This window comes from Ponticaulis profundi (assembly GCF_042659465.1).
GTDB classification, from domain to species: domain Bacteria; phylum Pseudomonadota; class Alphaproteobacteria; order Caulobacterales; family Hyphomonadaceae; genus Ponticaulis; species Ponticaulis profundi.
Genome location: NZ_JBHSSW010000012.1, coordinates 183578 through 209601, shown reverse-complemented (window position 1 = coordinate 209601; position 26024 = coordinate 183578). Strand labels below are relative to the sequence as shown.

General features: G+C 56.7%; 26 protein-coding genes. 11 read left to right on the top strand and 15 right to left on the bottom strand.

The features are described from left to right. Positions 1-280: 280 nt before the first annotated feature. Positions 281-2644 (top strand): TonB-dependent receptor, encoded by a 2364-nt coding sequence (locus tag ACFQDM_RS10290; protein ID WP_377378715.1) that lies wholly within the window; start codon positions 281-283, stop codon positions 2642-2644. Between the two features lie 117 nt (positions 2645-2761). Here ACFQDM_RS10290 and ACFQDM_RS10285 read toward each other — a convergent pair whose 3' ends face one another. Both ACFQDM_RS10285 and ACFQDM_RS10280 read right to left on the bottom strand, forming a co-directional pair. Next, the gene (locus tag ACFQDM_RS10285; RefSeq protein WP_377378713.1) at positions 2762-3370 is read right to left on the bottom strand and encodes a TetR/AcrR family transcriptional regulator; all 609 of its coding nucleotides are present in this window, start codon (positions 3368-3370) and stop codon (positions 2762-2764) included. Positions 3371-3405: 35 nt separating this feature from the next. After that, on the bottom strand, positions 3406-3648 hold the full coding sequence (locus tag ACFQDM_RS10280) for a hypothetical protein (RefSeq protein WP_377378711.1): 243 nt from the start codon (positions 3646-3648) through the stop codon (positions 3406-3408). A 203-nt stretch (positions 3649-3851) separates the two neighbouring features. Here ACFQDM_RS10280 and ACFQDM_RS10275 point away from each other — a divergent pair, with 203 nt between their 5' ends. From ACFQDM_RS10275 to ACFQDM_RS10265, 3 genes are all read left to right on the top strand, one after another. After that, entirely contained in the window at positions 3852-5222 is a 1371-nt protein-coding gene (locus ACFQDM_RS10275) for a DUF1254 domain-containing protein (protein WP_377378709.1), read from the top strand. A gap of 235 nt (positions 5223-5457) precedes the next feature. Continuing rightward, positions 5458-5979, top strand: coding sequence for a hypothetical protein (locus ACFQDM_RS10270; protein ID WP_377378707.1), 522 nt, complete (start codon positions 5458-5460; stop codon positions 5977-5979). Positions 5980-6011: 32 nt separating this feature from the next. Continuing rightward, on the top strand, positions 6012-6782 hold the full coding sequence (locus ACFQDM_RS10265) for a metallophosphoesterase family protein (protein ID WP_377378705.1): 771 nt from the start codon (positions 6012-6014) through the stop codon (positions 6780-6782). 14 nt (positions 6783-6796) lie between these two features. Here ACFQDM_RS10265 and ACFQDM_RS10260 read toward each other — a convergent pair whose 3' ends face one another. After that, positions 6797-7924 carry a DUF3137 domain-containing protein gene (locus ACFQDM_RS10260; RefSeq protein ID WP_377378703.1) on the bottom strand — a complete coding sequence of 376 codons (1128 nt, stop codon included), beginning with the start codon at positions 7922-7924 and terminating at the stop codon, positions 6797-6799. A 158-nt stretch (positions 7925-8082) separates the two neighbouring features. Between ACFQDM_RS10260 and ACFQDM_RS10255 the strand changes: the two genes are divergently transcribed. After that, a complete protein-coding gene (locus ACFQDM_RS10255) occupies positions 8083-8751 on the top strand; it encodes a glutathione S-transferase family protein (RefSeq protein ID WP_377378701.1) in 669 nt (222 codons plus the stop codon). Positions 8752-8753: 2 nt separating this feature from the next. Here ACFQDM_RS10255 and ACFQDM_RS10250 read toward each other — a convergent pair whose 3' ends face one another. The 7 genes from ACFQDM_RS10250 to rfbC form a co-directional block, all read right to left on the bottom strand. Further along, positions 8754-9503, bottom strand: a complete 750-nt coding sequence (locus ACFQDM_RS10250; RefSeq protein ID WP_377378699.1) for an SDR family oxidoreductase — start codon at positions 9501-9503, stop codon at positions 8754-8756. Positions 9504-9597: 94 nt separating this feature from the next. Beyond that, positions 9598-10557 carry an acetyl-CoA carboxylase carboxyltransferase subunit alpha gene (locus ACFQDM_RS10245; protein WP_377378697.1) on the bottom strand — a complete coding sequence of 320 codons (960 nt, stop codon included), beginning with the start codon at positions 10555-10557 and terminating at the stop codon, positions 9598-9600. Positions 10558-10585: 28 nt separating this feature from the next. After that, positions 10586-11407, bottom strand: a complete 822-nt coding sequence (gene cysQ / locus ACFQDM_RS10240; RefSeq protein ID WP_377378695.1) for a 3'(2'),5'-bisphosphate nucleotidase CysQ — start codon at positions 11405-11407, stop codon at positions 10586-10588. Positions 11408-11472: 65 nt separating this feature from the next. Next, complete coding sequence (rfbA, locus tag ACFQDM_RS10235) at positions 11473-12345, bottom strand: glucose-1-phosphate thymidylyltransferase RfbA (RefSeq protein WP_377378693.1); 873 nt, start codon at positions 12343-12345, stop codon at positions 11473-11475. Next, a complete protein-coding gene (gene rfbD / locus ACFQDM_RS10230) occupies positions 12342-13223 on the bottom strand; it encodes a dTDP-4-dehydrorhamnose reductase (protein ID WP_377378691.1) in 882 nt (293 codons plus the stop codon). Before rfbD ends, rfbA begins: the two co-directional genes overlap by 4 nt. Next, positions 13220-14278 (bottom strand): dTDP-glucose 4,6-dehydratase, encoded by a 1059-nt coding sequence (rfbB, locus tag ACFQDM_RS10225; protein WP_377378689.1) that lies wholly within the window; start codon positions 14276-14278, stop codon positions 13220-13222. Before rfbB ends, rfbD begins: the two co-directional genes overlap by 4 nt. Next, the gene (gene rfbC / locus ACFQDM_RS10220; RefSeq protein WP_377378687.1) at positions 14275-14862 is read right to left on the bottom strand and encodes a dTDP-4-dehydrorhamnose 3,5-epimerase; all 588 of its coding nucleotides are present in this window, start codon (positions 14860-14862) and stop codon (positions 14275-14277) included. The genes rfbB and rfbC overlap by 4 nt, the downstream gene beginning before the upstream one ends. A gap of 111 nt (positions 14863-14973) precedes the next feature. Here rfbC and ACFQDM_RS10215 point away from each other — a divergent pair, with 111 nt between their 5' ends. Continuing rightward, complete coding sequence (locus tag ACFQDM_RS10215) at positions 14974-16413, top strand: AMP nucleosidase (RefSeq protein WP_377378685.1); 1440 nt, start codon at positions 14974-14976, stop codon at positions 16411-16413. 12 nt (positions 16414-16425) lie between these two features. On the opposite strand, the gene ACFQDM_RS10210 is transcribed toward ACFQDM_RS10215, so the two are convergent. Both ACFQDM_RS10210 and ACFQDM_RS10205 read right to left on the bottom strand, forming a co-directional pair. Then, complete coding sequence (locus ACFQDM_RS10210; protein WP_377378683.1) at positions 16426-17187, bottom strand: siderophore-interacting protein; 762 nt, start codon at positions 17185-17187, stop codon at positions 16426-16428. A gap of 150 nt (positions 17188-17337) precedes the next feature. Next, entirely contained in the window at positions 17338-17934 is a 597-nt protein-coding gene (locus ACFQDM_RS10205) for an exopolysaccharide biosynthesis protein (RefSeq protein WP_377378681.1), read from the bottom strand. 274 nt (positions 17935-18208) lie between these two features. Here ACFQDM_RS10205 and ACFQDM_RS10200 point away from each other — a divergent pair, with 274 nt between their 5' ends. The 4 genes from ACFQDM_RS10200 to ACFQDM_RS10185 all read left to right on the top strand — a co-directional run bounded on the left by ACFQDM_RS10200 (position 18209) and on the right by ACFQDM_RS10185 (position 23100). After that, complete coding sequence (locus ACFQDM_RS10200) at positions 18209-19630, top strand: cytochrome ubiquinol oxidase subunit I (RefSeq protein WP_377378679.1); 1422 nt, start codon at positions 18209-18211, stop codon at positions 19628-19630. Between the two features lie 2 nt (positions 19631-19632). Continuing rightward, positions 19633-20670 (top strand): cytochrome d ubiquinol oxidase subunit II, encoded by a 1038-nt coding sequence (gene cydB, locus ACFQDM_RS10195; RefSeq protein ID WP_377378677.1) that lies wholly within the window; start codon positions 19633-19635, stop codon positions 20668-20670. Continuing rightward, positions 20663-20824, top strand: a complete 162-nt coding sequence (locus tag ACFQDM_RS10190; RefSeq protein ID WP_377378675.1) for a hypothetical protein — start codon at positions 20663-20665, stop codon at positions 20822-20824. The genes cydB and ACFQDM_RS10190 overlap by 8 nt, the downstream gene beginning before the upstream one ends. 209 nt (positions 20825-21033) lie before the next feature. Beyond that, on the top strand, positions 21034-23100 hold the full coding sequence (locus tag ACFQDM_RS10185; RefSeq protein WP_377378673.1) for a putative bifunctional diguanylate cyclase/phosphodiesterase: 2067 nt from the start codon (positions 21034-21036) through the stop codon (positions 23098-23100). Here ACFQDM_RS10185 and ACFQDM_RS10180 read toward each other — a convergent pair. Further along, positions 23097-23630 carry a phosphoglycerate mutase family protein gene (locus tag ACFQDM_RS10180; RefSeq protein ID WP_377378671.1) on the bottom strand — a complete coding sequence of 178 codons (534 nt, stop codon included), beginning with the start codon at positions 23628-23630 and terminating at the stop codon, positions 23097-23099. The two genes, ACFQDM_RS10185 and ACFQDM_RS10180, sit on opposite strands and share 4 nt — an antisense overlap. A 108-nt stretch (positions 23631-23738) precedes the next feature. Here ACFQDM_RS10180 and ACFQDM_RS10175 point away from each other — a divergent pair, with 108 nt between their 5' ends. After that, the gene (locus ACFQDM_RS10175; RefSeq protein ID WP_377378669.1) at positions 23739-23909 is read left to right on the top strand and encodes a hypothetical protein; all 171 of its coding nucleotides are present in this window, start codon (positions 23739-23741) and stop codon (positions 23907-23909) included. A 4-nt stretch (positions 23910-23913) separates the two neighbouring features. Here the strand turns inward: ACFQDM_RS10175 and cysS are convergent, their stop codons facing one another. Together cysS and ACFQDM_RS10165 are read right to left on the bottom strand one after the other, a co-directional pair. Beyond that, positions 23914-25302, bottom strand: coding sequence for a cysteine--tRNA ligase (cysS, locus tag ACFQDM_RS10170; protein ID WP_377378667.1), 1389 nt, complete (start codon positions 25300-25302; stop codon positions 23914-23916). A gap of 60 nt (positions 25303-25362) precedes the next feature. Then, positions 25363-25590: a hypothetical protein gene (locus ACFQDM_RS10165; protein WP_377378665.1), complete on the bottom strand. Its 228-nt coding sequence runs from the start codon at positions 25588-25590 to the stop codon at positions 25363-25365. Positions 25591-26024 lie beyond the last annotated feature (434 nt).

Here is a 26024-nt window from a genome sequence, read left to right as displayed (position 1 = left end):
CGACAACACAGCCCTTCGACCAAAGGTCGGAGGGCTTTTTTTATATTCAGCACTAACGAACCGATACGAGTTCAATGTCGGCGTCCGGACGCGCAGGGCTTGTTTCGCTGCCGCCCCAGCATGTCAGGCTGCGAACAGCTGTCCTTGGAATGTTCTCCCAGGCGAGCAGATTTTGTCAGCAGCATTTTGCAGTCAGTATTGACTGTCAATTTGCGAAGGTGGTAAGCCACCCGCAATTCGACGAGCGAACGGAAAAGTTCGCCAAGGGAGGTTTACAAGAATGTTCAGAAAACTCGCCATAGCTATGCTTGCCAGCACGTCTTCCTTCTCTGTCGCAGCGGCGCAGGAAGTGTACGATTCGACGGACGCTCAGACAGCAGGCACTGTATCCGCTGAAGCGAGCAGCTCTGCGTCAACCGTGGAGGATGCTGCCGAAGAACGCACGCTGAATGCGGTCGTTGTGACCGCCCAGCGACGCGCAGAAAATGCCCAGGACGTCCCGATCTCCATGATGGTCGTGCCCGAAACAGAGCTGGCTAAAGCAAATATCGACAATATCGAAAACCTGCCCAGACTGGCCTCTGGTCTCTATGTTCAGCGATCTCCACAAGCGGCAAACACGCGTATTTCGATCCGCGGGATTGGCTCCTATGGAAACGCCGCAATCGAGCCGAGCGTCGGCGCATATGTCGATGGTGTTTACATTCCACGACCAGGCCCCTTGCTTTCAGCGCTGAATGATATTGCGAGTGTCGAAGTCCTTCGCGGCCCACAGGGCACGCTGTTTGGCCGTAATGCTGCAGTCGGGGCACTCAACATCAAAACAAATCTGCCCGGAAACGAACTCGGTGGCTCTGTTGGACTAGCAGCCGGCAGCTTTGGCAAAGTGAGAGCAGACGGCGTTCTGAACCTGCCGGTTTCCGACACCGTAAACACACGCTTCTCAGCTCTGTATGACCGCACCGACGGTTTCGGCTACAATCAGTACAACAACAGTGACCTGGGAGAGGAAGAAACCCTTTCCCTGCGCGGCGCGGCGGATATCGAGCTATCTGGTAACCTGAACTGGGTTGTTCGTGGCGACTATCAGAAGATGACAGGCGATGGCACCGGACCGGTCACACTCATGGCTTCTACCCTGACGCCGGAAGGCCGACAGAACTTCATCGACCGCCTGAATGGGCTCACGCCGCGTCTTGATACCGATTATAGCCGTGTTGTGCGTCAAACGCCCGGTAACAATCTCGACTCCGATCAGTGGGGCATTTCAAGTCAGCTGACATGGGATATTGGCGACGCCAGTGTAAACCTGATCAGTTCCTATCGAGACTGGGACTACACGCAGTCCGACCGCGATCTGACATTCACGTCTGCAGATCTGATTGGCCGCGATGGCAGCTTCCTGAGCCGTTCTCACTCAGAAGAACTTCAGTACATCTCTCCACAGACGGGTGATCTGACGTATGTTGCTGGTCTGTACTACTTCAACGAGCAGTACGACATCCACACTGACTACAATCTCGGTACTGGCTATTGCAATATTCTTATGGCCAATGCCATTCCGGTTCTGCAGGCACCTTGCCTGGCTGGACCACAGCAGCAGGCTGCGATCACCGACTTCAAGCAAACCACAGACAGCTATGCGGCTTACGGTCAGGCAACTTACGAGTTTTCACCTGTGTGGGATGTCACGGTTGGCTTGCGATATTCCAGAGACGAAAAAACGGCGCAGTTTTATTCCGAAGCGGCAAATCGCGCTGCTGCCATTATCGTCGTTCCCGACAGCGCTGATCTGAGCTATTCAGGCGACAAGGTCACCTATCGTCTGAACTCGCGTTACCGACCAACGTCCAATACAATGTTATTCGCAACCGTATCGACCGGATATAAATCTGGCGGCTTCGACACAGGTGCCGGGTCAGCATTTGGAACAGACCGCGTGTTTGCGCCTGAAACAGTTTCCAACTATGAGCTAGGTATCAAAAGTGACTGGCTGAACCGAACACTGACGGCAAATGCCACACTTTTCAGAATGGATGTCGATGACTTTCAGCTCAGAGCCTATGATGGCACTGCGTTCAGTGTTCGAAATGCAGGTTCGATCAGACAACAGGGCGCTGAATTCGACCTCTCCTGGATGCCATCGCAAGATTTGACGCTGTCTCTCAACGGCACGCATCTGGACTCTGAATATACAAGTTTTGAAAATGCGCCGGGTCTGCCTGGTTTCGGTGGCGTTCAGAATCTGACCGGCGAAGAGGTACCTTATTCTCCCGAATGGCAGGGGACAGCCATCGTGGACTACCGCACGCCACTCCTGTCCGACATTGATATCGGCTTCAATGGCCGCGTGTCCTACACGTCAGACAATGACGTCGGTGGCGGCGGCGACAACAATCCTCAATCCATTCAGGAAGCGTTTGCCCTGGTGGGAGCCACAGTCACACTCTACGGCAGAGACGACACCTGGCAGGTTTCACTTTCCGGGGAGAATCTGCTCGACGAAGACTATTGCACGGGCATGTACGGCCAGACCTTCGGAGGACCGCTTGGTCTGCAGAACCCAGAGACAGGGGGCATTACGCAACGATGCCTGCTTGGGCAGCCCCAGACATTCCGGATTTCGACGAAGTATCGCTTCTAGTTCATCTGGCAAGCTCTGTCTTGCCGGTATTATCCCAAGACCTTCAAGCCGTCCCAGTTCCGGGACGGCTTTTTCTTTGCAAGAAACACCTGCACGAAAATGATGAGCTGTGGCGAACTATCGTAGTGCGCGCAAAGTGGCCATGGCCGTATCTGCAGGCGCCGTCTCCGCCAGCCATTTGCGAGCCCAATGGAGGAGCAATGTTACGCTGCTTTCCGTCGCATCAGGATCGTCATCATAGAGCAGCTGGATGGATAAGCCGCGCAAGGCAGCCAGACAGAGATCGTTGGCGCTTTGCACGGCAGCACGATCCGTCGCGCCCGCGCCTTTTGCAAGATACCACATGCCCTGACGCTGAAACGCCGTCAGATCCCGAATAACCGGTGCGAGACGCACAGAAAGGTCTTCATCGCTGCGACAGCCGAGAAGAATTTCCAGCAAAGCCATGCCTGATGGTTTTTTCAGAGCCTTCCAGGCAATGGCAATGATTTGCAGATACCGTTCGCGGTTATCGCCAATTTTTTCCAATTCGCTGATGTAAAATTTCGTCTGCTCTTCGATGATTTTCTTGGCAACCGCAATCAACAAATCCGCGCGCGTGGGAAAGTGATGGACCAAAGCCCCGCGGCTAACGCCCGCCTTTTTTTGCACATTCAGAGTTGTAGCAGCCGAATATCCGTCATTGTACAGGCAGCTGATCGCACTAGCGATTAGCTTTTCCCGCATCTTGGCTGTGCGCTCTTCGTGCGTCCCCCGACGCGTTACAGAGGGATTTCCCTGTTTTCTGGCAGGACTTTGTTCGCCGCTTCCCGATCCCACAATTTTATCCCCGCTTTTTCGATCAATTCCAGCAATAAGGCACGGTTAAAAAGATTACCATGCTTCGTTGTCTGGCAGAGCTGAGCGATCTGCGAAGAAACGGACCATCCCCCGCACAGAACAATCTGTACCCAACGTTTTGAGCTGGCTTCCTCATATTCCGTATTTCGCCAGAAGGTTTGCATGTTTGATCACATGAATTTGCCTTTAGCCCTTATGCCTCATGATATTTGCAGTCAAGATTGACCGCTAAAATTCGTGACGTTAAGACATGAGAAGCTGCGTCGCGAAAAAGCCGACAGCTAACAATGATAAAATGCTTGGACCGGACAACCGCGCCCCATGCGGAGAGGGCCGGACAACCAAAGCTAAAATAGGGAGATAAATTGTGAATCGTCGAACCATGATGAAAACGACGGCTGCTTCAATGCTGATGTCTGGATTGCCCCTCACAGGACAACCAGTTTTCGCTGCAGATCCCGTCACGCCGGCATCTGCGCAGGATACCAATCTGTCTCCCCTGTCGATTGCAGCACGGAACGCCTGGATCTACGGTCTTGCATTGATTGAGAATGCGAAATCCAGAGCAGATGTTCTCAAGCGCGGCAAGCCGAATACGGTCGTTCATGAGGGCAAGCTTGTGGACGCGAGCTGGCGCGACGTCACAACACCGAATAATGACACGCTCTACTCCAGATCCTGGATCAACTTGACCGAAGGGCCTGTTGAGATACAGGTTCCAAAAGGTGGAGATCGTTACGTGTCCGTCGCCCTGATGGACATGTATATGAACAATTTCGCGATCCTCGGCACCCGAACAACCGGAAACGATGGAGGCACCTACAAACTGGTAGGGCCAAAAGATCCGATTGAGGACGCTTTTACAATCAGAGCGCCAACGCCGTGGGTCTGGAGCACGCTGCGTGTTCTGGTCAACGGTCCGCAAGATCTCGATACTGCACGATCTATTCAGAATAAATTCAAGGTCACTGGCCCGGCTGCAGACTTTCCACCAGAATATGCCGAGCGATCTGCGCCATGGCAGGAATTCCTCACGAGTGTCCAGAAGCTTGTCTTGGAAAACCCGCCCCCCGTCACAGACGAACGCTACTTTGAGACGATGTCTCCGCTAGGTCTGAGCATGTCAGGTGGTTTCGATCCGTCCCGGTTCGACGAAACCCAAAGCGCCGAAATTGACGCGGGCTTCCTCGCAGCTAAAAAATGGTTGAGATCGGCTGGGCGGCCAGGCCCGGTCATCAATAACTGGTCCTATCCGAAAGCCACGCTTGGCGACTTTGGCGATGATTTTCTCTACCGGGCACAGGTTGCCATAGCCGGTCTTGGCGCCTTGCCCATGGTGGAAGCCATGTACCTTCGCCCGGTCAGCGACAGCGGAAACCCGAATTTTGACAGCAACAAGGTCTGGCGGCTGATATTGCCTGGCTCTGCGCTTCCTCCGGTTGATGCCTTCTGGTCTCTAAGCATGTATGAGCAAACGCCAGAAGGGCAGTATTTCTTCGTCGATAACCCGCTGGATCGCTATGTGATCGGCGATCGGTCTCCAGACCTGGTTCGCATGGACGATGGCGGAATTGATATCTGGATGTCGCGTACACCTCCACCTGCAAACATACAGACCAACTGGTTGCCGACACCTGCTGAGAGACCGTTCTCAGTCTTCTTCAGAGGCTACCTCCCGAAAGACGAATTCATGAGCTGGGAGTATAAAATGCCAAAGCTCACCGAAGTCGTAGGCTGACACAAATACCGAACATCTGGTGCAACCCAAGAAACCTGCGCTCTGCCTCTGGGCATCAAATGCCCGAGGCAGGAAGTCGTACGTCGACATGGCAGAGTGTGCCAAACTTCTCGCTCAGCGTGCATCGCGACGAAAATTGCTCTCTTAACAGGTTCATATGGCCCTGAACCTGCCTCGACATGGTCAAATTCGAAGATTACGCTTTGTTCACAAGCGATCATGTCTGGAGGGCGCAATGGGTATCCGAACATTACTGGCAACGGCCGCAGCCGGTCTAACGCTCAGCGCCTGTACCACCGAAGACCTGATGGCTTTCAATGCCGCCATGGAGCAAGCTAATTACGACATGCAATATGGCGCTTATGGCTCTCCCTATAACACCTACCCGACCACCAGCGCCTATAACAGCTATCCTTATGGCGGCTTCTACTCACCCAACACGTTTTCGACCTATGGCGGCTGGCCGACCGGGCTCAGCTATGGAAACTGGGTTGGCGTGCTAAGCTGTCGCCATTCTGGCAGCTTTTACTCGTGTGATACCGACGGAAATGGCTATGCCGACATGTTCGGAAACGCCGATGACGGCTCCTACTCATCCTCCAGCCTGCGCGTAAATGGACGCGGTGAAGCCTTTACCTGGGGCTCGCATTGTGGCTGCTGGGAACGAAACCGCGCTTATGATGGCCCACGAGACCCGGATGATCATTATCACCGGGACCGCCGCGATCATCACAAACGTAAAAAGGATCGCTGGTAAAAACGCATCGAATTGAGGAACACACGACCGGCATGCGAACAATCTTCATTGGTGACGTTCATGGCATGCTGGCAACGCTCGATGACTTGCTTGGCAGACTTGCCCTGCAGACCGGCGACCGGCTGGTCTTTCTCGGCGACCTGATCGACAAGGGGCCAGACCCGGTCGGCGTTGTCCGTCGCGTCGGCGAACTGATCGAAAACCCTGATCTCAATACCCTGTTCGTTCGCGGCAATCATGAAGACCAGCATCTTCGCTATCGCCGCAATCTGGACATGCGCCCGAAAATCGCGCGCCAGCAGGCAGAGCGCGCCCCCGTGCTCGGCCATTTTCACCGCGAGGCGGAAGACAGCGACTGGGCCATTCTGAACAGCGCCCTGCCCTTCCTGAAGCTTCCCGAGCTGAACATGCTCGCCCTGCATGGCGGCATTCCCGGCAATATGCGCGAATTCCCGGAGGACGCGTCCGATCTGGAAAGCCTGTCAGCTCGCAAGCGAGACAAGTTCAACAAGATCTGGCGCACGCGGTATATTGATCGAGAAACAGGCGTCTTTCTCTCACGCGGCCGCGAGGCAGCAGACGATCCCTTCTGGGCGGAGGTCTATGATGGCCGTTTCGGACATGTCGTCTTCGGCCATGAGGTTTTCATGCAGGGGCCGGCCCGTTTTGCGCACGCCACAGGCATCGACACCGGCGCGGTTCATGGCGGCGCGCTGACAGCCATGATCGTCAATGCCGGCCGCGACGTCTCATTCGTGTCCGCACCGGGGGAGGCGTATTCCCCCAATCTCAAAGAGGACTGAGCGACACAGACAGCTCAGCGGATCATGAAAGTGTGCGCCGCCTCATCAACCAGCTCCAGCAGCTCGGCGACATCACGCAGCGCATCTTCAATACGCTGCCGGCTCCACTTGCCCGTTGCCAGTTCGATGACCGAAAACCGGTTGTCTCCCACAATGTCGAGGATCAGGAAATTGCCAGCCGCCACCGCACGAAACGGCATATCATGGGCAAGCTTGAGCACTCGCTCCACGACAGCCGGGTTAAAGATAGTGCGCGCCTCGACCTGATCAGAACTGCGCAGTCGCATCTGCCTGTTGAACGTGTCTGGCACCAGCTCGACAGCTGACAGGCTCTGTGCCTCGGGCGCATTTGGCCAGGGCGTTTTGCGCGAACGGAGCTGGGTCACGCCGTGCAGCCTGTGCGGCGGCTTGAGAGCAATCAGCAAATGATAGCGATCTTCGCCCTCATCAACATCCTCAAGCCATTCAAAGGCCGAAAATCTCAGCCCATTGCGCGCGCCTTCAAATCCGTCCTCGAAGGCAATTCCCAGTGCCGATTGCCGATAAAAGCGCGCCTTCTGTTCGTCATTGCCCAGAACGACGGTATCACCGACAAGGAGACCGCTTTCCACGGCTGCCCGCACAACATCATCCATCCCACCATGCGCATCCAGCGTGTCTGTGAGCTGAGACAGGCGTTTGGGCACAAAGTTGAGTTTTGCCAGAACCTTCAACGCTTCCGGTGCACCACCCGGCGATGGGACATAAGTGATACCTACGGCCCTGGCGACCTTCTGCAGGGCCTCCGCGCGGACCAGGAAATTCGTTTCAGCCTTCATGAAAAACTGGACCAGCAAATCCCGGCGAAACCAGGCGGCGATGATAAAGGCCCCGAAAAACAGGACCGGAAAGACCAAAAACCGCCCGATATTGCCCCACCACACATCTGGCAGGAAAACGAAGAAGGGCATGAACGCCACGATGAACGCAAAGGAGGCCAGGGTGAAGGTTGAGCGCAGCTTTCCAAGCAGAACATCCTGTTCCTGCGCGGACTGTGCATCTGCGCCTTCCTCCAGAACAGGGACCAGATCCGCATCGATAAACCGGTCCAGATTGTCGATGCCGAGACGCCTGCCCAGTGGCGTCTGTTCGTCAATTTCCATGCAAGTCTCCCCCAATGCCTGTTTACCCCCACGCGGGAAAAACGAAACACTGGACATTTGCATGAAAGAAGCCGAGAGCCTCCAGATAAATTGGATTTCTCAACCAACAGGTCTAGCTCAGACGAAAGCAGAGACACCGGACATCGAAAGGCGGGCTCATGATCACCATCCACCACCTTCAGAATTCGCGATCCATGCGGCTCCTCTGGCTGATGGAAGAACTCGGCCTCGACTATGAGGTCAAGGTCTACGCCAGAGATCCCGAAACCAATCTCGCACCCGAAGACTACAAGGCGCTGCATCCGCTCGGCAAATCGCCGATCGTCACCGATGGCGACAATGTGCTCGCAGAAACCGGCGCGATTGTTGAGTATTTCATGGATCGCTATCCAAATGCCGGCATGCGCCCGGACCTGCACGATCCGGCCCGCGCCCGCTATCATTACTGGATGCACGCCGCAGAGGGCAGCTATATGCCGCCGCTCGTCATGGGACTGTTCTTTTCCCGCATGGAAACACAGCCGCCATTCTTCCTGCGTCCGATCATCAAAGCGGTCACAGGCCGCGTACGTGACCTGTATCTGTCGCCGACCACGAAGGCGCTGTTTGAGTATGCCAATGAGCAGCTCGGCTATTCAGACTGGATCACGGGTCCCTACCTCACCGGCGCAGACATCATGATGAGCTATCCGCTGGAAGCGGCCTCTGCACGTCTTGGTCTGGGTGATGCCTATCCGAACATCGCCGCCTATGTGGCACGCATTCATGCCCGTCCGGGCTATCAGCGCGCCGTTGAAAAAGGCGGCGAACCGGAAATCCTGAAATAGGTTCAGGTCTTACAGATCGAATTGCCACCATCAGCCAGCAGCGCTGTTCCGGTGACGAAACTTGAATCGTCACTGACCAGGAACAACGCTGCCTGCGCTATTTCTTCTGGCTCGGCCATCCGTTTCAGCGCATGTAGTCCACGTACAAATGCGTGGAAATTCGCGTCCGTACCTGCCATTTCTGTCATGGTCCCTCCTGGCAGGAGCGCATTAACCCGAACGCCATCCGAACCAACTTCTGATGCCAGCACCTGAGTCAAACCAATCAGCCCGGCCTTTGCCGCAGCATAAGCGGACATGCCCGGCAGCCCAATCGTGTGGCCCACAAAACTGGACGTAAAGACAAGAGAGCCCTTTTGAGCTGTCTGCATCATCGGCAGTTGGTATTTCGAGGCATAATAAGCACTGTTGAGATTGGTATCGAGGACAGACCGCCAGGCATCTTCCGCCAGTTCTGTCAGCGGCGCATTCGGGCCGGTCATCCCCGCATTGTTAAATCCGAAATCAAGCTGGCCAAACGACCGCATCGCCGCATCGACACAGGCCTTGTGCGTCTCTTCCAGACAGGTGTCGCCTGCTACAACGATAATTCGCGATGGCTCTGGGCATGAGTCTCTGAGCGCGTGAAGCAGGTCTTCACGACGCGCCGTAATAACCAGCGCGGCGCCTTCACGCGCAAACAGCCGAACCGCTGCCGCACCTATGCCGCTGCTGGCGCCTGTAATAATACCTGTTTTGCCGGATAATCTCATTTGTCCCTCCATGGCTGAAGAGACAAAGCCAGATCAATCGAACCTCAGCGACCCGATTATTGCTGTCTGAAGATTCAATCTGAAAAGGCCGGAGCTAGTTCATCCGGCCAATGGCATAGAAACGCTCTTTGCGCTGGCGGCGCAGTTCCGCCGGCGTCATGCCTTCCAGTGACACAAGCTGGCGCTCGACCGCATCAGCGACCGTGCGCACCGTGCCGATCACATCGCGATGTGCACCGCCCAGCGGCTCATTGATCACTTCATCGACAATCTTGTTGCCGAGCAGCTCATGGGCTGTGATCTTCATGGCTTCGGCAGCATCGCGTGCGCGTGCCGCATCACGCCAGAGAATAGATGCGCAGCCCTCCGGTGAAATCACCGAATAGATAGAATGCTCGAGGATCAGAACTTTATTGGCCGCTGCAATCCCGATCGCACCGCCAGAACCACCTTCACCAACAATGACAGACACCATTGGCGTTGGCAGCGTCAGACAACGCTCTGTTGAGCGCGCGATTGCTTCAGCCTGACCGCGCTCTTCACCGGCCTTGCCGGGAAAGGCACCTGCCGTATCAACCAGCGTAATCACCGGCAGATCAAACTGCTCGGCCATATCCATCAGACGTACGGCTTTGCGATAGCCTTCCGGGTGCGCCATGCCGAAATTGTGCTTCAGACGCGTCTCCGTCGTGCGGCCCTTTTCATGGCCCATTACGACAACCGAACGCCCGTTAAAGCGCGCCAGTCCACCCATCAGGGCTTCGTCTTCGCCAAACACGCGGTCACCTGCGAGCGGGACAAAGTCCTCGAACGCATTCTGGATATAGTCCATGAAGTGTGGACGCTCCGGGTGGCGGGCCACTTGCGTTTTCCGCCACGCATCCAGGTTCTTGTAGATTTCATGCAGCTGGCGCGAAGACTTCTCTTTCAGCTTCGAAATCTCATCGGAAAGGGATGGCCCATCATTGGTCGCGGAAAGGGTTTCCAGCTCAACGATCTTACGGTCCAGCTCTGCCAGAGACTTTTCGAAATCAAGATAGGTATTCACGGCCATGCGCTTTATTCATCCACTCTGCGAACGCTTATGATTTAGGCGGTTCAACGTCACCATATACGACAAAATACGGGTTATCATACCCGCGTTCTTTCTTTCCGTAAGTGAGGTCTTCGCCTTCCAAGGTCAACACCCGACCACCGGCTGCCGAGATCACCGCATGCGCAGCGCCCGTGTCCCATTCCATGGTGCGGCCAAGGCGCGGATAGAGATCAGCATCACCGGCAGCGATCATGCAGAACTTCAGCGAACTGCCCATGGAGACTAGTTCAGCAACCTCGAACTTACCCAGAAACTCGTCGGTTTCCGGTGTCCGGTGACTTTTCGATGCCACGGCGGTCACGCCTGCTTCAGGCAGTTTGCGGATCTTCATCGGCTTGCGCGCGGACGCTGCCGGCACATCGCCGCCCGGCGCGACTTCAGCCTGCCAGGCTTTGGTCGGGCCTTCCGCCACCCACAGGTGGTCACGGGCCGGTGCATACACCACACCCATGACAGGGCGGCCACTGACGATCAGCGCGATATTGACGGTAAAGTCGGTGCCCCTCTTGATGAATTCCTTGGTGCCATCCAGCGGATCGACCAGAAAGAATTGCTCACCCAGCTCAGGGATCTTGCCTGCAGCAACCGATTCTTCGGCCAGCACCGGGATTTCCGGCGCAGCTTCCTTCAGGCCCGCAAGGATCAGGTCTTCGGCTTTCTGGTCTGCGACCGTGACCGGAGAATCATCCTTCTTGGTGTCTGTGTCGATGCCGGACGCAGCATTGTAAACGTCCATGATGACGACGCCCGCATCAATGGCCAGTTTGACCAGCTTGTCAGATAAAGCTGCATTAATCTCTGTTGTCATGGAAATGACGAGCCCCCTTTGTTTCGTCCAATTACGCTATGCGCCTGACGCGCATAAGTCCCCATTCAGCCCCGTCGGTCCAGAAGACGTTTCAGGTATTTGCCGTATCCTGAATTGCTATACGCATTCATCTGCCGCTCAAGTACCGTTTCGTCAATCCAGCCCGCCTTCCAGGCAATTGCTTCCAGATTGGCCACATGAATGTGCTGAAGTCGCTCCAGCGTCTCAATGAAACGGCCTGCTTCCAGCAAAGAGGCATGCGTGCCGGCATCATGCCAGACATCGCCGGTCTTCATCGGAATGACTTCCAGCTCTCCCGCTTCAAGATAAGTCTGATTGATATCGGTGATCTCAAGCTGATCGCGCGCTGATGGCTTGATCGCCTTTGCGATGCGAACGACCTCGGAATCGAAGAAATAAATACCCGTCACCGCGCAGGATGATTTCGGATTTTCCGGCTTCTCTTCAATGGACGTCGCCTTGCCATTCTCATCATAGGCGACAACGCCATAGCGTTCCGGGTCATGCACTTCATAGCTGAACACCCGGCCACCCGATTTCAGGTCAGCGGCCTTTTTCAGGCGCTCCGGCAAGGTCGGACCATAAAAGATATTGTCACCAAGGATCAGGCAGACCGGCTCCCCATTGATGAACTCTTCGCCAATCAGAAAGGCCTGCGCCAGGCCGCCGGGTTCCGGCTGCACAGCATAGCTCAGATTCACGCCAAAGTTTGACCCATCTCCCAGAAGCTTCTGGAACAGCGGCGCATCATGCGGCGTCGTGATGATCAGAATATCGCGAATACCGGCATTCATCAGTGTTCCGATTGGATAGAACACCATCGGCTTGTCATAGATGGGCAGCAATTGCTTGGAGACAGCAATTGTCAGCGGCGCGAGCCGCGTACCGGAACCACCGGCCAATACAATACCCTTCATGCTGACCCCTCCATCCCGGACAACAATCGCAACACGCAGGCCCTAACCCCCTCCTGCCAGGCTGGCAAGGCAAGTCCGCAGTCTTGCTGAATCTTCATGCAATTCAGGCGCGTATCGTTTGGACGCTGGGCAGGCGCGGGAAATTCACGGGCAGACGCTTCCCGAATTCGCGCCGTTTTCAGCCCCCGCTCAGCCAGCGTGTCAGCAATAACCGAGACCCATTCATGGCGCGTGGCACCTCCATCACCAGCCAGATGATAGATGCCATTTTCCGTACACTGATGATTTTGCATTCCGTCAGCCAGTTTAAGTAAAGCTGCAGCCAGATCCGGCGCATAAGTCGGTGAGCCGACCTGGTCGACGACCACGCCGATTTCCTCACGCGTTTGCAGCAGCCCCGCCATGAGCTTTGTGAAATTCGTCCCAAACGGGCTATGCACCCAGGCTGTTCGCACCACCATCGCCCTGGGGTGCGCGTCCAGCACGGCTTCTTCTCCGGCAAGCTTGGAACGGCCATAGACATTCAGCGGCGCGGCCCGGTCTGTTTCCGAATAAGGCGCACCCTTTTTGCCATCAAAAACGAAATCCGTGGAGACATGGATCAGCGGCACATCATGGCGGGCACACAGCCTGGCGAGTTGCTCAGGTCCATCACGGTTCAGCGCAAAGGCCGCGTCTTCGTTCGCTTCAGCATCGTCAACGGCGGTAAAGGCTGCGGCATTGATCACGGCATCTGGCTGCACTGTTTCCAGCGCGTTTTGAATGCTGCGATCGTCGGTCAGATCCAGTTCAGGGCGACCAAGCGCACGCACGCGCTTTCCATCCACCTCAACCAGCGATCTTGCCAGCTGTCCCGAAGCGCCAACACACAGGATCATACGGTCGTGCCAAGCCCGATACGTTCATGCGTATGGAAGCGTTCGCGCAGCGGACGCCACCAGCTCTCATTGGCGAGATACCAGTCGACCGTGCGCCGAAGGCCTTCCTCAAAAGAGACAGTCGGCTTCCAGTCGAGTGCCTTCTCCGTTGCGCTGGCATCAATCGCGTAGCGCTGGTCATGCCCGGGGCGATCCTCGACATGCTCAATCAGGCGTTCGCGTGGGCCGCCTGTGCCGCACGCCTCATCCAGATAGGTACAGATCTGGCGAACCACATCGATGTTTTCCCGCTCCGAACGTCCGCCCACCAGATAGGTGTCCCCCGGCGCGCCTTTCTCCAGAGCAGCGATCAGCGCAGAGACATGATCGGACACATGCAACCAGTCGCGAACCTGATTGCCCTTGCCATAAACCGGCAGCCCCTGCCCTTCGAGCGCATTCAGGATCATCAGCGGGATCAGCTTTTCGGGAAACTGATACGGGCCATAATTGTTCGAGCAATTCGTGATCAGCGCAGGCAGGCCATAGGTGCGGTGCCAGGCTCTGACCAGATGATCTGCCCCTGCCTTGGACGCGGAATACGGTGAACTCGGATCATAGGGCGATTCCGGCGTGAACAGGCCATCAGCCCCCAGACTGCCAAACACTTCATCGGTCGAGACATGCAAAAACCGGAACGCCTTCTGCGCGGCAGGATCAAGCGACATCCAATAGGCACGCGCGGCCTCCAGCAAGGAAAACGTGCCGACCAGATTGGTCTGAACAAACGGCAGCGCGCCATCAATGGAGCGGTCGACATGTGTTTCCGCAGCCAGATGCATGATCCCGTCAGGCGCAAAATCCTGCACAGCACCGCGCATCTTGCCGCCATCGCAGATATCTGCGTGCAAAAAGGTATAGGCCGGATTGTCTTCAAGCTCTGCTAGGGAGGCCCGGCAGGAAGCTTCGGTCAGCTTATCAATATTGAGCACGTGATAGCGTTTGCTCGCGACAAGTGCGTGGCAGAGATTGGCACCGATAAACCCGGCGCCTCCGGTCACGATCACACGCTTCATGTCACAGGCCCTGCCATGTCATCATACTGGAAAACATCGCCGAGAGATTTGAAAGGCGGCGCGTCTTTATCCTTGTCTGACAGGTGTAGTTTCTCTTTACCATCCAGATCCCAATTGCATTTCAACGCAGGGTCGTCAAAGCGTATGGTGCGATCGCTCTGCGCATTATAATGCGCGTCCACTTTATAGGCGATGCGGGTATTGTCTTCGAGCGTCCGGAAACCATGCAGAAAGCCCGCCGGAATGTAGAATTGCTGCATGCCGGTCGCATCCAGCCGCACCGATACGGTTGAAAGATAGGTCGGTGATCCTTTGCGAATGTCGACCACCACATCCAGAATGGCCCCGCTCAGCACACGAACCAGCTTGGCCTGCGCATAGGGATTCAACTGCAGATGAAGCCCGCGAATCGTGTTTTCGTACATGGAAAAGGATTCATTGTCCTGAACGAAGTCCGGGACAAAACCGAGCGCTTCGCGGAACGTCTCCGCATTGAAGGTTTCACTGAACCAGCCGCGATCATCGCGAAAAATCTTAGGCTTGAGCAGAAAGAGCCCAGGAATATCAAAGCGGGTTATCTGCATGTCATACCCCGATACTATACACTTAAAACCTTGCTCCTAACCGAGCTTTTGACAAATCCCAAGTTTTTCTCAGGAATTGTCAGGCAACATCTTATGCTTTAAGGGCTCGCCATGACGATAGATGAAACAATAAATGAGCTGAAACGGCTCTACACGAACTCGACCACAGCGCTCCGTAATGCGCTGGCTGAATTTCTCGAACATGGCACACTTCCTGACAAACAGGCGCGTCAGCAGGGCCTGTTCGCCTATCCGGAACTGATTGTCCGCTATCAGCCCGACACCAGCATTCCGCAGATTTCCCGCTCTTTCGGCAAGTTTTCAGAGCCGGGCATTTTTTCAACCACGATTACGCATCCCGAATTTTTCGAAGGCTATCTGCGTGATCAGCTCGAACCGCTCTGCCGCGATTATGACATCGAGCTGCAGGTCCAGCCCTCACGAGATGAGATTCCCTACCCCTATGTCTGGGATCAGGAACAAGCCGCACGCCTGAATGTCGAACAGTCGGCAGAGATCGCACGCTGGTTCCCGGCGCCCAATCTCGCCACCATTGGCGATGAGATTGCCGATGGCGAGTATGTTCTGGAAAACAATCGCAAACCGCTCGCCCTGTTCGATGCGCCGCGCGTGGACTTCTCCCTGCAGCGCCTGAACCATTATACCGGCACGCCGTTCGAGCATTTTCAGAGCTATCTGCTCTTCACCAATTATCACCGCTATATCGATGCCTTTGCCGAATGGGCGGTCGAGCGCATCAAGCAGCCTGGTCCCTATGTCAGCCTCTCGGCTGCGGGCGGCATTGAAGTGACCGCAGATACACCGGACGCGCTGGAGAAGATCCGCAACGCGCCATGGCGTCGTCACCAGATGCCAGCCTACCATTTGCGCCGCGCAGACGGTCAGGGCATCACCATGGTCAATATCGGCGTTGGCCCGTCCAATGCGAAGACGATCACCGATCACCTCGCTGTTCTGCGCCCGCAATGCTGGGTCATGGTCGGCCATTGCGGCGGCCTGCGTCATTCACAGCGCATTGGCGACTATGTTCTGGCGCACGCTTATCTGCGTGATGATCATGTGCTGGATGACGTCCTTCCGCCAGACATTCCCGTGCCACCGATTGCCGAGATCCAGATCGCTCTGCACGACGCCGCAGAGCGCGTGACACAGGAAACCGGCGAGGCGCTGAAAGCGCGCTTGCGCACGGGCACCGTCGTCACCATTGATGACCGGAACTGGGAGCTGCGCTTCACCAAATCGGCCAAACGCTTCAACCAGTCTCGTGCCATCGCGATTGATATGGAAAGCGCCACGATTGCCGCAAACGGCTATCGGCTACGTGTGCCCTATGGGGTTCTGCTCTGCGTGTCAGACAAACCCCTGCATGGCGAAATCAAGCTGCCTGGCGCGGCCAATGCGTTTTACAACAAGGCCATCAGCGAGCACATCCAGATCGGCATTGCGACGCTCGAGCGGATTGCCGAAGAAGGTGCCAACAGCGTGCACTCACGCAAGCTCAGATCCTTCGACGAGCCGCCATTCCGTTAAGCTGAAAGAGGCCTATTCTTCGAACTTGGCTGTGGTGTCGGCTTTGCCCTTCACCCAATAGCCAGTGGCCTTGATCCAGTTGCGCGGCACGCCCCGGCTTTCCATCAGATAGCTGCGGATCGCTTTCACCGCCTGGCCTTCTGCCGCCAGCCAGATAAAGGTGCCCGGCGGAATATCCAGCGTCTCCAGAGCCTTGAGGAAAGGCTCTGCGTCTTCGGGCGCAGCGCCATTGCGATGCAGCCAGAGCGGCGTGAACAGCGCGGGTGTTTCAATGTCCTGCTCGTCGGCTGCTTCCGGAATTGAAGCTAACATAGTGATGGCCTGGCCCGCTTCGGCTTCTTCCACCCGGCGCGCCATAGCCGGCAAAGCCGTGTCATCGCCGATCAGCAGCAGGCGCTCAACATTGCCTTCCAGAACCTTGGACCCTCGCGGCCCGCCAATATGGGCCATGTCGCCAACCTGAATATCGATCGCCCACTGCGTCGCAGGACCGGCCTGATGCAGCGCGAAGTCGAGCAACAGCTCGCCTTTCTCGGCATCATGACGGCGCGGCGTATAGCTGCGCATGGTCGAAGTCCCATCCTCATCCGTGATGAAGATCTTGATATTGTCATCCGGTGAAGGCGACAGAAAGCCTTCCAGCTCCTCGCCCGCAAGGACAACCCGTATGAGGTTGGGCGTTGGACAAAACTTCTCGATGACCTTCAGCTCACGGCGCACGAGGGGCAGTCGTTCACGGCGAATTTTCGGGGCATCAAGTGTTGTCGAAGTCATACGGGTTTCCTTGCATTTGCCAGAGCGCGTCTGAGCACGCTCTGAGACGTATTGCGAATAACTCGCAAGAGCAAGTTCGACAAGAGTCGTAACGGAAAGCCCCCTTTTCCGGATTGGAAACCCAGTCCTGACACCGCCGGCCGCGCGGCTTTAGAAGACAGAGATCCCCAGCCAGCGCTCGGCGAGCTTGGAGAGCACGATCACCGCCCCCACAAGGCTGGCACTCGCCAGCAGGATCACCACACCATCGCGGGACATCAGCCCCAGTCCGAAAATCAGAATCGTGATGCCCGGCAGAAGCGGCGCAAACGGCACAAAGCCAAGCGGGAATGTAATCAACGCCGCCGCCACGCACATCAGCGCCACAAGCTGCAGAAACGGCTTTCGGGTCAGAAAGGTCAGTCTTGGCTGCAGGATGCGGTCAAAGATTTCAGCCCATCGGCGCGCCGTGCGCGTCCCCTCGACCAGATGCTCGCGCTGAAACTCAAAATCCAGCAGACGCGCCGGTATCCATGGATTGCGAAAGCCGAGAACGATTTGAAGCGTGATGACCAGCGTTAACAGCGCCACAATCCAGGTCGCACCGGGAATAATGGTCAGCGGGCTGACCGCAATAAACCCCAGCAATAGGATGATCGGGCCATAAGACCGTGCCCCGACGATCTGCAACAGATCGCGAATACTGACCTTGTCGCCTTCGGTTTCGGCAACAAGGCGATCAAACAGGCCGCAAAGCGTTGTCGCCATGAATCATCCTCTTCACACGCAATGCCAGTTTCAATGACTGACGCAAACTTCACAAGACAGAACCGCAACGGCTTTGCGGCGTTCCCCCTCTTTCGGTCACAGATTTCAACGCCCGGCGCATTGCGTCACCCATAACCTACCTCTAGCCTCAGGCACTCAGATCACTCTGGAGAGAAACCACACTCGAATTATGGGCCCTTCTGCCTCAGGGACAGTTTGTACCATTTTAGAAAACACGCATATACGATAGTCAGACTCCAGATTGGAGATCATTATGGATTTCGACGCATTATTACTTTCACGACTTCAGTTCGCTTTCGTCGTTGCGTTCCACATCATGTTTCCCGCTTTCACAATCGGTCTCGCCGCGTTCCTGGCGGTCTGTGAAGGCTTGTGGCTCGCGACCAAAAGAGACGTTTTCAAGAGACTTTACCTCCACTGGATCAAGATTTTCGCGCTGGCTTTTGCCATGGGCGTCGTGTCCGGTGTCGTGATGAGCTACCAGTTCGGTACGAACTGGGCCGTCTTCTCCGACAAAGCCGGCAGTGTCATTGGCCCGCTTCTTGGCTATGAAGTGCTGACAGCCTTCTTTCTTGAAGCGACCTTCCTCGGTGTCATGCTGTTTGGCTGGAAACGGGTTGGCCGCAAGCTTCACTTCATTGCCACGCTCGCCGTTGCCATTGGTACCTCGATTTCCGCATTCTGGATTCTGTCCGCCAATAGCTGGATGCAAACACCGGTCGGCTTCGATGTGGACCCGGAAACCGGCAATCTCTTCGCGACAGACTGGATGGCGGTCATATTCAATCCGAGCTTCCCATCCCGTTATGTCCACATGATGCTGGCAGCCTTCATCACCACGGCGGCTGTCGTCCTCGCCGCGGGTGGCTATCAGATCCTGCGCGGACGCAATTCCGAGCCAACCAAATGGCAGATCCGCATGGCTGCGGGCACACTGCTCGTGCTGATGCCGTTTCAAATCTGGGCCGGTCACTGGTCAGGCGAAGTCGCCCACCATCACCAACCGGCCAAAGTGGCCGCGATTGAAGGCTGGTGGGATACCGCGGATGAACAGGGCACCGTTTTATTCGGATTTCCCGATGAGGAAGCAGAACGCAATATTGCCGAGATCGAAATTCCAGGCACCAGCAAATTCCTTTTCTCTGCAGAAGGTCCGCTCAAGGGTCTCAAAGCCTTCCCGGATACAGAACGTCCGCCGGTCTTCATCGTATTCTGGGCGTTCCGCATCATGGTAGCGGCTGGTCTTGCCATGCTCTTCATGGGCGGCTGGGGCGTGGTGCTGTGGCTGCGCAACAAGATCGACAAGCCGGCCCTCTTCCACTGGCTGGCCGTTCCGACCGGCGTGATGGGCTTTGTCGCCGTGATCACCGGCTGGATTGTCGCCGAAGTCGGACGTCAGCCCTATACGGTCTATGGCGTGCTGCGTACCGAGGACAGTGTCTCGCCGGTCGAGGTCAGTTCGGTCGCGACATCGCTGATCGTCTTCATGGTGGTCTATGCCATCATCTTTACGGCGGGTGTCGTCTACATGGCCCGCATCGCGACCCGCGGCTTTGTCGATGACAAAACCGATCCACCACAAAAAGAAAACCGCGCACCGGGGTCTGCCTTCGGCTCTGTCGACGACCCCGCTGAAACCCCATCCGACACCATTGCGACGGATAAGGAGGGCTGATTATGGACTTACCACTGATCTGGTCGCTGCTCATTGCAACTGCCGTCATGCTCTATGTCTTGCTGGACGGTTCTGACCTGGGCATCGGCATGCTCACAGCCTTCGCGAAGAGCGATCATGAGCGCAACATGATGACAGCCACAATCGAGCCCGTCTGGGACGGGAACGAAACCTGGCTCATCCTCGGCGGTGGCGGCCTGTTTGCGGCCTTCCCGCTTGCCTATGCGGTTCTCATGCCCGCCTTCTACATTCCGGTTCTGATCATGCTCGCCGCCCTGATCTTCCGGGGCGTCGCCTTTGAATTCCGGCACAAGGCCGTTCGCAAGCCGACCAAACTGTTCTGGAATGGTGCCTTCGCTTACGGCTCGCTTGCGGCCGCTCTGGCACAAGGCTTCATCCTTGGCGGCTTCATTCAGGGCGTCGAAGCCGCAGACCGGGGCTTTACCGGTGGCACATTTGACTGGTTCACGCCTTTCACCGTGCTGACAGCTCTGTCGGTTGCAGGCGGCTATATGCTGCTTGGGTCTTGCTGGCTGGTTCTGAAAACCGAAGGTGACATCCAGAAAGGCTGCCTGAAATGGGCGAAGCGCATGACGATCTTCGTCCTCATCGCCATGGGCGCGGTCAGCCTTGCCACCCTGTCCATTGATCCACGCGTCACCGCGCGCTGGGGCATTGATATGCAGGCCTTCAATTTCGGCAAGTTCCTGCCGCTTGCCCCGATCCCGCTGATCGCTGGCATCCTGTTTGCCCTGATCTGGCGTGATCTGGCGCTGCGTTTCGACAAAGCGCCGGACTGGCGCCCCATGATCTATGCGGCAGGTCTGTTTCTGACCGGCTATCTCGGCCTTGCGATCAGTCTGTTTCCATATCTGGTGCCGTTCCAGTATGACATCTGGCAGACTGCCGCCCGTGACAATGCCCTCATGCTGATGCTTGTGGGTGCCGGGATCATGCTGCCGATCATTCTGGCCTACACCGTGTATGTCTACTCGCTCTTCTGGGGCAAGGTTGACCCTGATGAGGCCTATCATGACTAAGGGACATGATCTGATCGAACCGGTTGCTCCTGATGAGCAGCCGGAAGGTCGCCCGCTTTGGCGCCAACTGCTCTGGTTCGCCGGTATATCGATTGTCAGCGGTGCGTGTATTGCAACCATCGCTTATATATTGCGCGGGTTGCTTTTCATCTGATCCTCACCCTGGATTAGGCGGAGATTCTGATCTTTTTCGATTTATTCGAGAAAATCACGAAGATTCATGCGGGTGTGTTTTAACCTTTTTCACCTAAACACATTCGCATGGAATGGATGGGACGTATTTTTTCCGCACTGGTAACCAGATGCCGCCGCGCTGTCGCAAGAGACGGACACGCGACCGTTTTCGGTACGTCCTCCATCTTTATGCAACAGCAGAACGACACGTTCGGCAAACTGCATCAGCGCTTTGAAGACGATATCGAATTCAATCTTCTGCTGAACGCCTATGCCAATGGCCGGGCAATGATTTTCGTCAACGCGGCGGCAGCCATCGCTGTTGGCTGCTTCCTCTATCCCATGAAGCCTGCCTATGCGATGGGTTGGGTCGTTGCGATTCTGCTCCTCAGCCTCATTCGCCGGATCAAATGGCAGCACTTCTTCGACGAAGTGCATGCAAATATCGAACCTGGCGCCAATGGCTCACTTGAAGATGCAGGCATGCGTCGGGCGTTTATCCGGAAATGGCGCTTCCGTTATGCTGCCGGTCTTATCACGGCGGGCCTGCTCTGGTCTTTCATTCTGGAACGGTCAATCTCGGCCAGCGTGGACGCGAAATACTTCACTTGTATCGTCATTGCAGGGCTCGCAGGCGGCGCGGCCAGCATCTGTGCGCCCCTCAAAGGTGTAGGACGCGCTTACATCTCCAGCCTGCTTTTGCCGAGCGCAGCCATACTGGCCATCGGGCCGAGTTCAGATCCCCTGCTCGCGATCATGGCGGTCATATGCTGTGCAACCCTGCTATTTGGCCTCTCCAACAATCACCGCGTTCACCGTCAGGCTCTGGAGCTTCAGGCAACCAACAGCGGTCTGGTTCGGGAGCTGACGGATCTGAACCAGTCTCTGGAAAAGAAAGTCACCAAGCGGACACGCGATCTCGAATACGCCGCCATGCGCGATCCGCTCACGGATCTGCCAAACCGGCGCGGCTTCCGGACCGTCACCAACCATATTCTGCGTTCATCGCGTGACTTTACCATTGGCGTGATCGATCTGGATGGCTTCAAGCCGGTCAATGACGCCTTCGGACACGCCACGGGTGACCAGTTGCTCATCGAAGTCGGCAAGCGCCTGAAAACCATGGTTGGCAGCATCTTCTATGTCGCCCGCCTCGGCGGTGATGAATTCGGCTTCATCCTGAAAAACCGCATCGACCCGGAAGACCTTGAAGCCTTCGGCAACGCTCTGGTCGAGCGTCTGTCACAACCCTATGAACTGACAGGTGTGGTCGCTGAAATCGGCGCCTCTGTCGGGCTCAGCCGCGCACCGATTGATGGCAGCGATGCCGAACAGCTCTGTCAGCGCGCCGACTACGCGCTCTATTTCGCCAAGCAGTTCCACAAGGGTACAGCGGTCCTGTTCGAACCCGAACACGAAGTCGAAATCTGCCAGCTTGCGCGCGTCGAACAACTCCTGCGCCGCGCGGACCTGTCAAAAGAAATGTATGTCGAGTTCCAGCCCATCACCGATATCCGTCTGGGTCACACGCACGCGTTCGAAGCCCTGGCCCGCTGGCAAAGCCCGGAGCTCGGCCCGGTGGCACCCAACCTCTTCATTCAGGCGGCAGAGCGTTCCGGTTTCATCGTCGAACTGACCCGTCAGCTTGTCCGCCGCACGCTGCAACACGCCCATAGCTGGCCCAAGCATATGCGCGTCTCCATCAATCTGTCCGCCCGCGACATCGCATCCATGGACGCCGTTGACGCGCTGATCCGCATTGTCCGCGAAAGCCTGATCGACCCGCGCCGCATTGACTTCGAGATCACGGAAACCGCGCTTGTCTGTGACTTTGATCAGGCCCGCGCAGCGCTGACAAAGTTTGCCGCCCTCGGCGCCCGCATCGCGCTGGATGACTTCGGCACCGGCCATTCCAGCCTCAGCCACTTACAGCTCCTGCCGCTCGACAAGCTGAAGATCGACTCCAGCTTCATCGCGAATATGGAAACCGACCGCGCCAGCCAGGACATCATCCGCGCTCTGATCCTCCTCTGCCGCAGCATGAAGATCGATTGCATCCTCGAAGGCGTGGAGACCGAAAGCCAGCTCAAAATGGTCCGCGACATGGGCGGCCGCCTGGTCCAGGGCTTCCACATTGCCCGTCCCATGTCGATCAGCGACGTCACTGCCTACATCACCGATGAGCAGCAGCGCACCAACCGGACCGCCTCGGCCAATCGCGCCGCAGACAGACCCGCCTGGCGCCGCCGCGCCTAGTCCGCGAGTGACGCTTCCAGCGTGTCATAGCTCATCAGAAAGCTCACCGGCTCACCAGCCCGGTTAAAGGCGATGCGATAGAGCACGTCATACTGGCTTTCATCGAGATCGCCGCCCTCATCGCGCCCCGTCAGCAGACCCGCCAGCGTGGGAATGGTGTTGGAATGACCCACCACCAGCACCACACCGGACTGCGCTTTCAGCGTTTCGGCGAACGGCGCCATATCCCCGGCATCATAGATCTGGATCTCCAGCCCGGCCTGCTCTGCGCTTGGCGCAGCCGTTGCCCGCGTGCGTTTCGTATCGGTCGAATAGACCCCGCTCAGCGCAACGTCCTCGAAGATATCGGCAATGCGCTCCGCCCGCGCCGCGCCCGCCTCTGTCAGTCCCGGATCATCCCCCGTCAGCTTCTCGGCATGGCGCACCAGATACACCGTCAGCGCAGGTTCAGCCTGCGAGGCCGGCACCATACACGCCGCCAGCCAGACCATCCCCATCAGAACCGTCATCACCTGTCTGAAACTTTTCATGGCAACCCGCCCCCTTTTCGCGCGCTAATCAAGCAGCTTGAGAATCTTCTGAAATATGCTAGCCTCAAGCAAAATATATATAACCAGGAAAATCCTGGGGAGGAAAACATGAGCGATATCAGCATGTCCGATGTATCGGGCACACGCACCCCGTCCATCCAATCACGTCCGCATGCGGAAAATGCACTGCGCGAATTCATGATCACCCTTGTCACCTTTGCAGGCGGCGTCGGCAGTATTTCGCTGTTCTCTTACCTGCTTTTGCAGACGACGCGCTAGGCGATCACACCCGGCGCCAGGTTGAACCACCGGCGCCGTCCATGATCTCAATGCCTTCAGCTTTCAGCTGATCGCGAATGCGGTCGGCTTCGGCCCAGTCCTTGTTCTTGCGCGCATCGAGACGCGCCTGAACCAGCCCGTCAATGCGTGCCTTGTCATCGCCATCGCCGCCCTGTTCCCACTCGGCCGGTGTCTTGGAGAGCAGCCCCAGCACCTGACCTGCGTCGAACATCATGTTCCGCACGATTTCCATCGCACTTTCATTCTGTTCATCGGCTGCGCGGTTTGCTTCCCCGGCCAGCGCGTTCAGCTCGGCCAGCGCCAGCGGCGTGTTCAGATCATCCATCAGCTTGTCGCGCACGCCGTGGCGATTGTCCGCCAGCGGATGACCATCGCCCCAGACCCGGCGATACGCGCCATAAATCCGGTCGAGCGTCGTCTTGGATTGCTCCAGCAGGCTGCGCGTCCAGTCGAGCGGCGCGCGGTAATGCCCGGACAAGAGCGCATAACGCAGCACTTCGCCCGGCCATTCCTTTGTCAGGTCATGCACCAGCTTCACATTGCCCAGCGATTTCGACATTTTCTCGCCTTCCATGTCGAGAAAGCCGTTATGCATCCAGTAATTGGCCAGCGTCTCGCCATGGGCGCATTCGCTCTGCGCGATTTCATTCTCATGGTGAGGAAACTGCAGGTCGATGCCGCCGCCATGAATGTCGATCGTGTCGCCCATCAGCGCCTTGATCATGGCCGAGCATTCGATATGCCAGCCCGGACGACCGCGTCCCCATGGGCTGTCCCAGATCGCGTCTTCCGGTTCGCCTTCCTTGGCAAATTTCCAGATCGCAAAGTCAGCCGGATTGCGCTTGCCTTCATCGACAGCGATCCGCGCACCGGCTTCATTGTCTTCCTGCCTGCGCCCGGACAGCTTGCCATAATCGCTCATCTGATCGACCTGGAAATACAGGCCATCCTTCGTCACATAGGCATAGCCCTTGCGCTTGAGCTGTTCGCCAATGGCAATCATGTCGGAGATATGATCCGTCGCGCGCGGCGAGAGGTCCGGCGCCAGCACATTCAGCGCGCTCATGTCTTCCAGATAGATATCGGCATATTTCTTCGTGATGGCCGCAATCGGCTCACCGGTTTCCTGATGCGCCTTGATGATCTTGTCATCGACATCCGTGAAGTTGCGCGCAAAGACCACCGCATCGCGGCCATACATGTCTTTCAACAGGCGACGCAGCACATCAAACACCACAGGCGGGCGCGCATTGCCGATATGGGCATAGTTATACACCGTCGGACCGCACACATAGAGCGTGATGCGGGATGGATCTTGCGGCTCGAAAACGCGCTTTTCACGCGCCATGGTGTCATAAATGCGAAGTGTCATGATGGGGCTTTTAAGCTTTAAGGTGTTTGCGAGGGCTTAAAGCAGGTTTTGCCTGCCGGGTCACGTTTCATATCCCACAGCGGCTTTCAATTTCTGAGCTTTCCCAGAGCCTGTCTCCGGGAACCAGCTCGAAATGCCCTGGATCCCGTATATGCCCTGCGGCCATTCCGGGATGACATCGTGAGGTGAATTGTAGGGTGTCACGAAGCCGGGAGCATCCCGGCGCAGTGCACCAGAACAGCCCTGAGTCCGCTCTATGCGACGCACCAGCGTCGCGAGAGCAAACAAAAGCAGCCTTGAGCCCGCTTCATGTTTGCGGAACGCAAACGGAAGCAAACGTAAAAAACTTCCCCTGCGTGAGGCACCCCACAAACGACCGTGCAGGCGCAGGTGCGTTGAGCCAAAGGCGAAACAACAGCACCGAGCAAACAGTAGGGCGGGATGCCAATCCCGCCAGCATAACGCCTCTCCTCACGGCGGGTATCGCGTCTCACGCTCAACACCGCCCTACATTTTTCAAGTTCACCCTCTCAACCGCCGATCCCAGACTTGATCTGGGATCCATGCCTGAGCGCCGGAAACACCCCCGCTGAACCTTCAATGTCATGGATACCTGCCTGCGCAGGTATCTGCGGGGTGGGTTGGTTTCCCTCAATCCATAAACCGGAACAGGGCGCATGTTCGTTTTGCGCGACAGCCCTGAGCGCGCTCTATGCGACGCA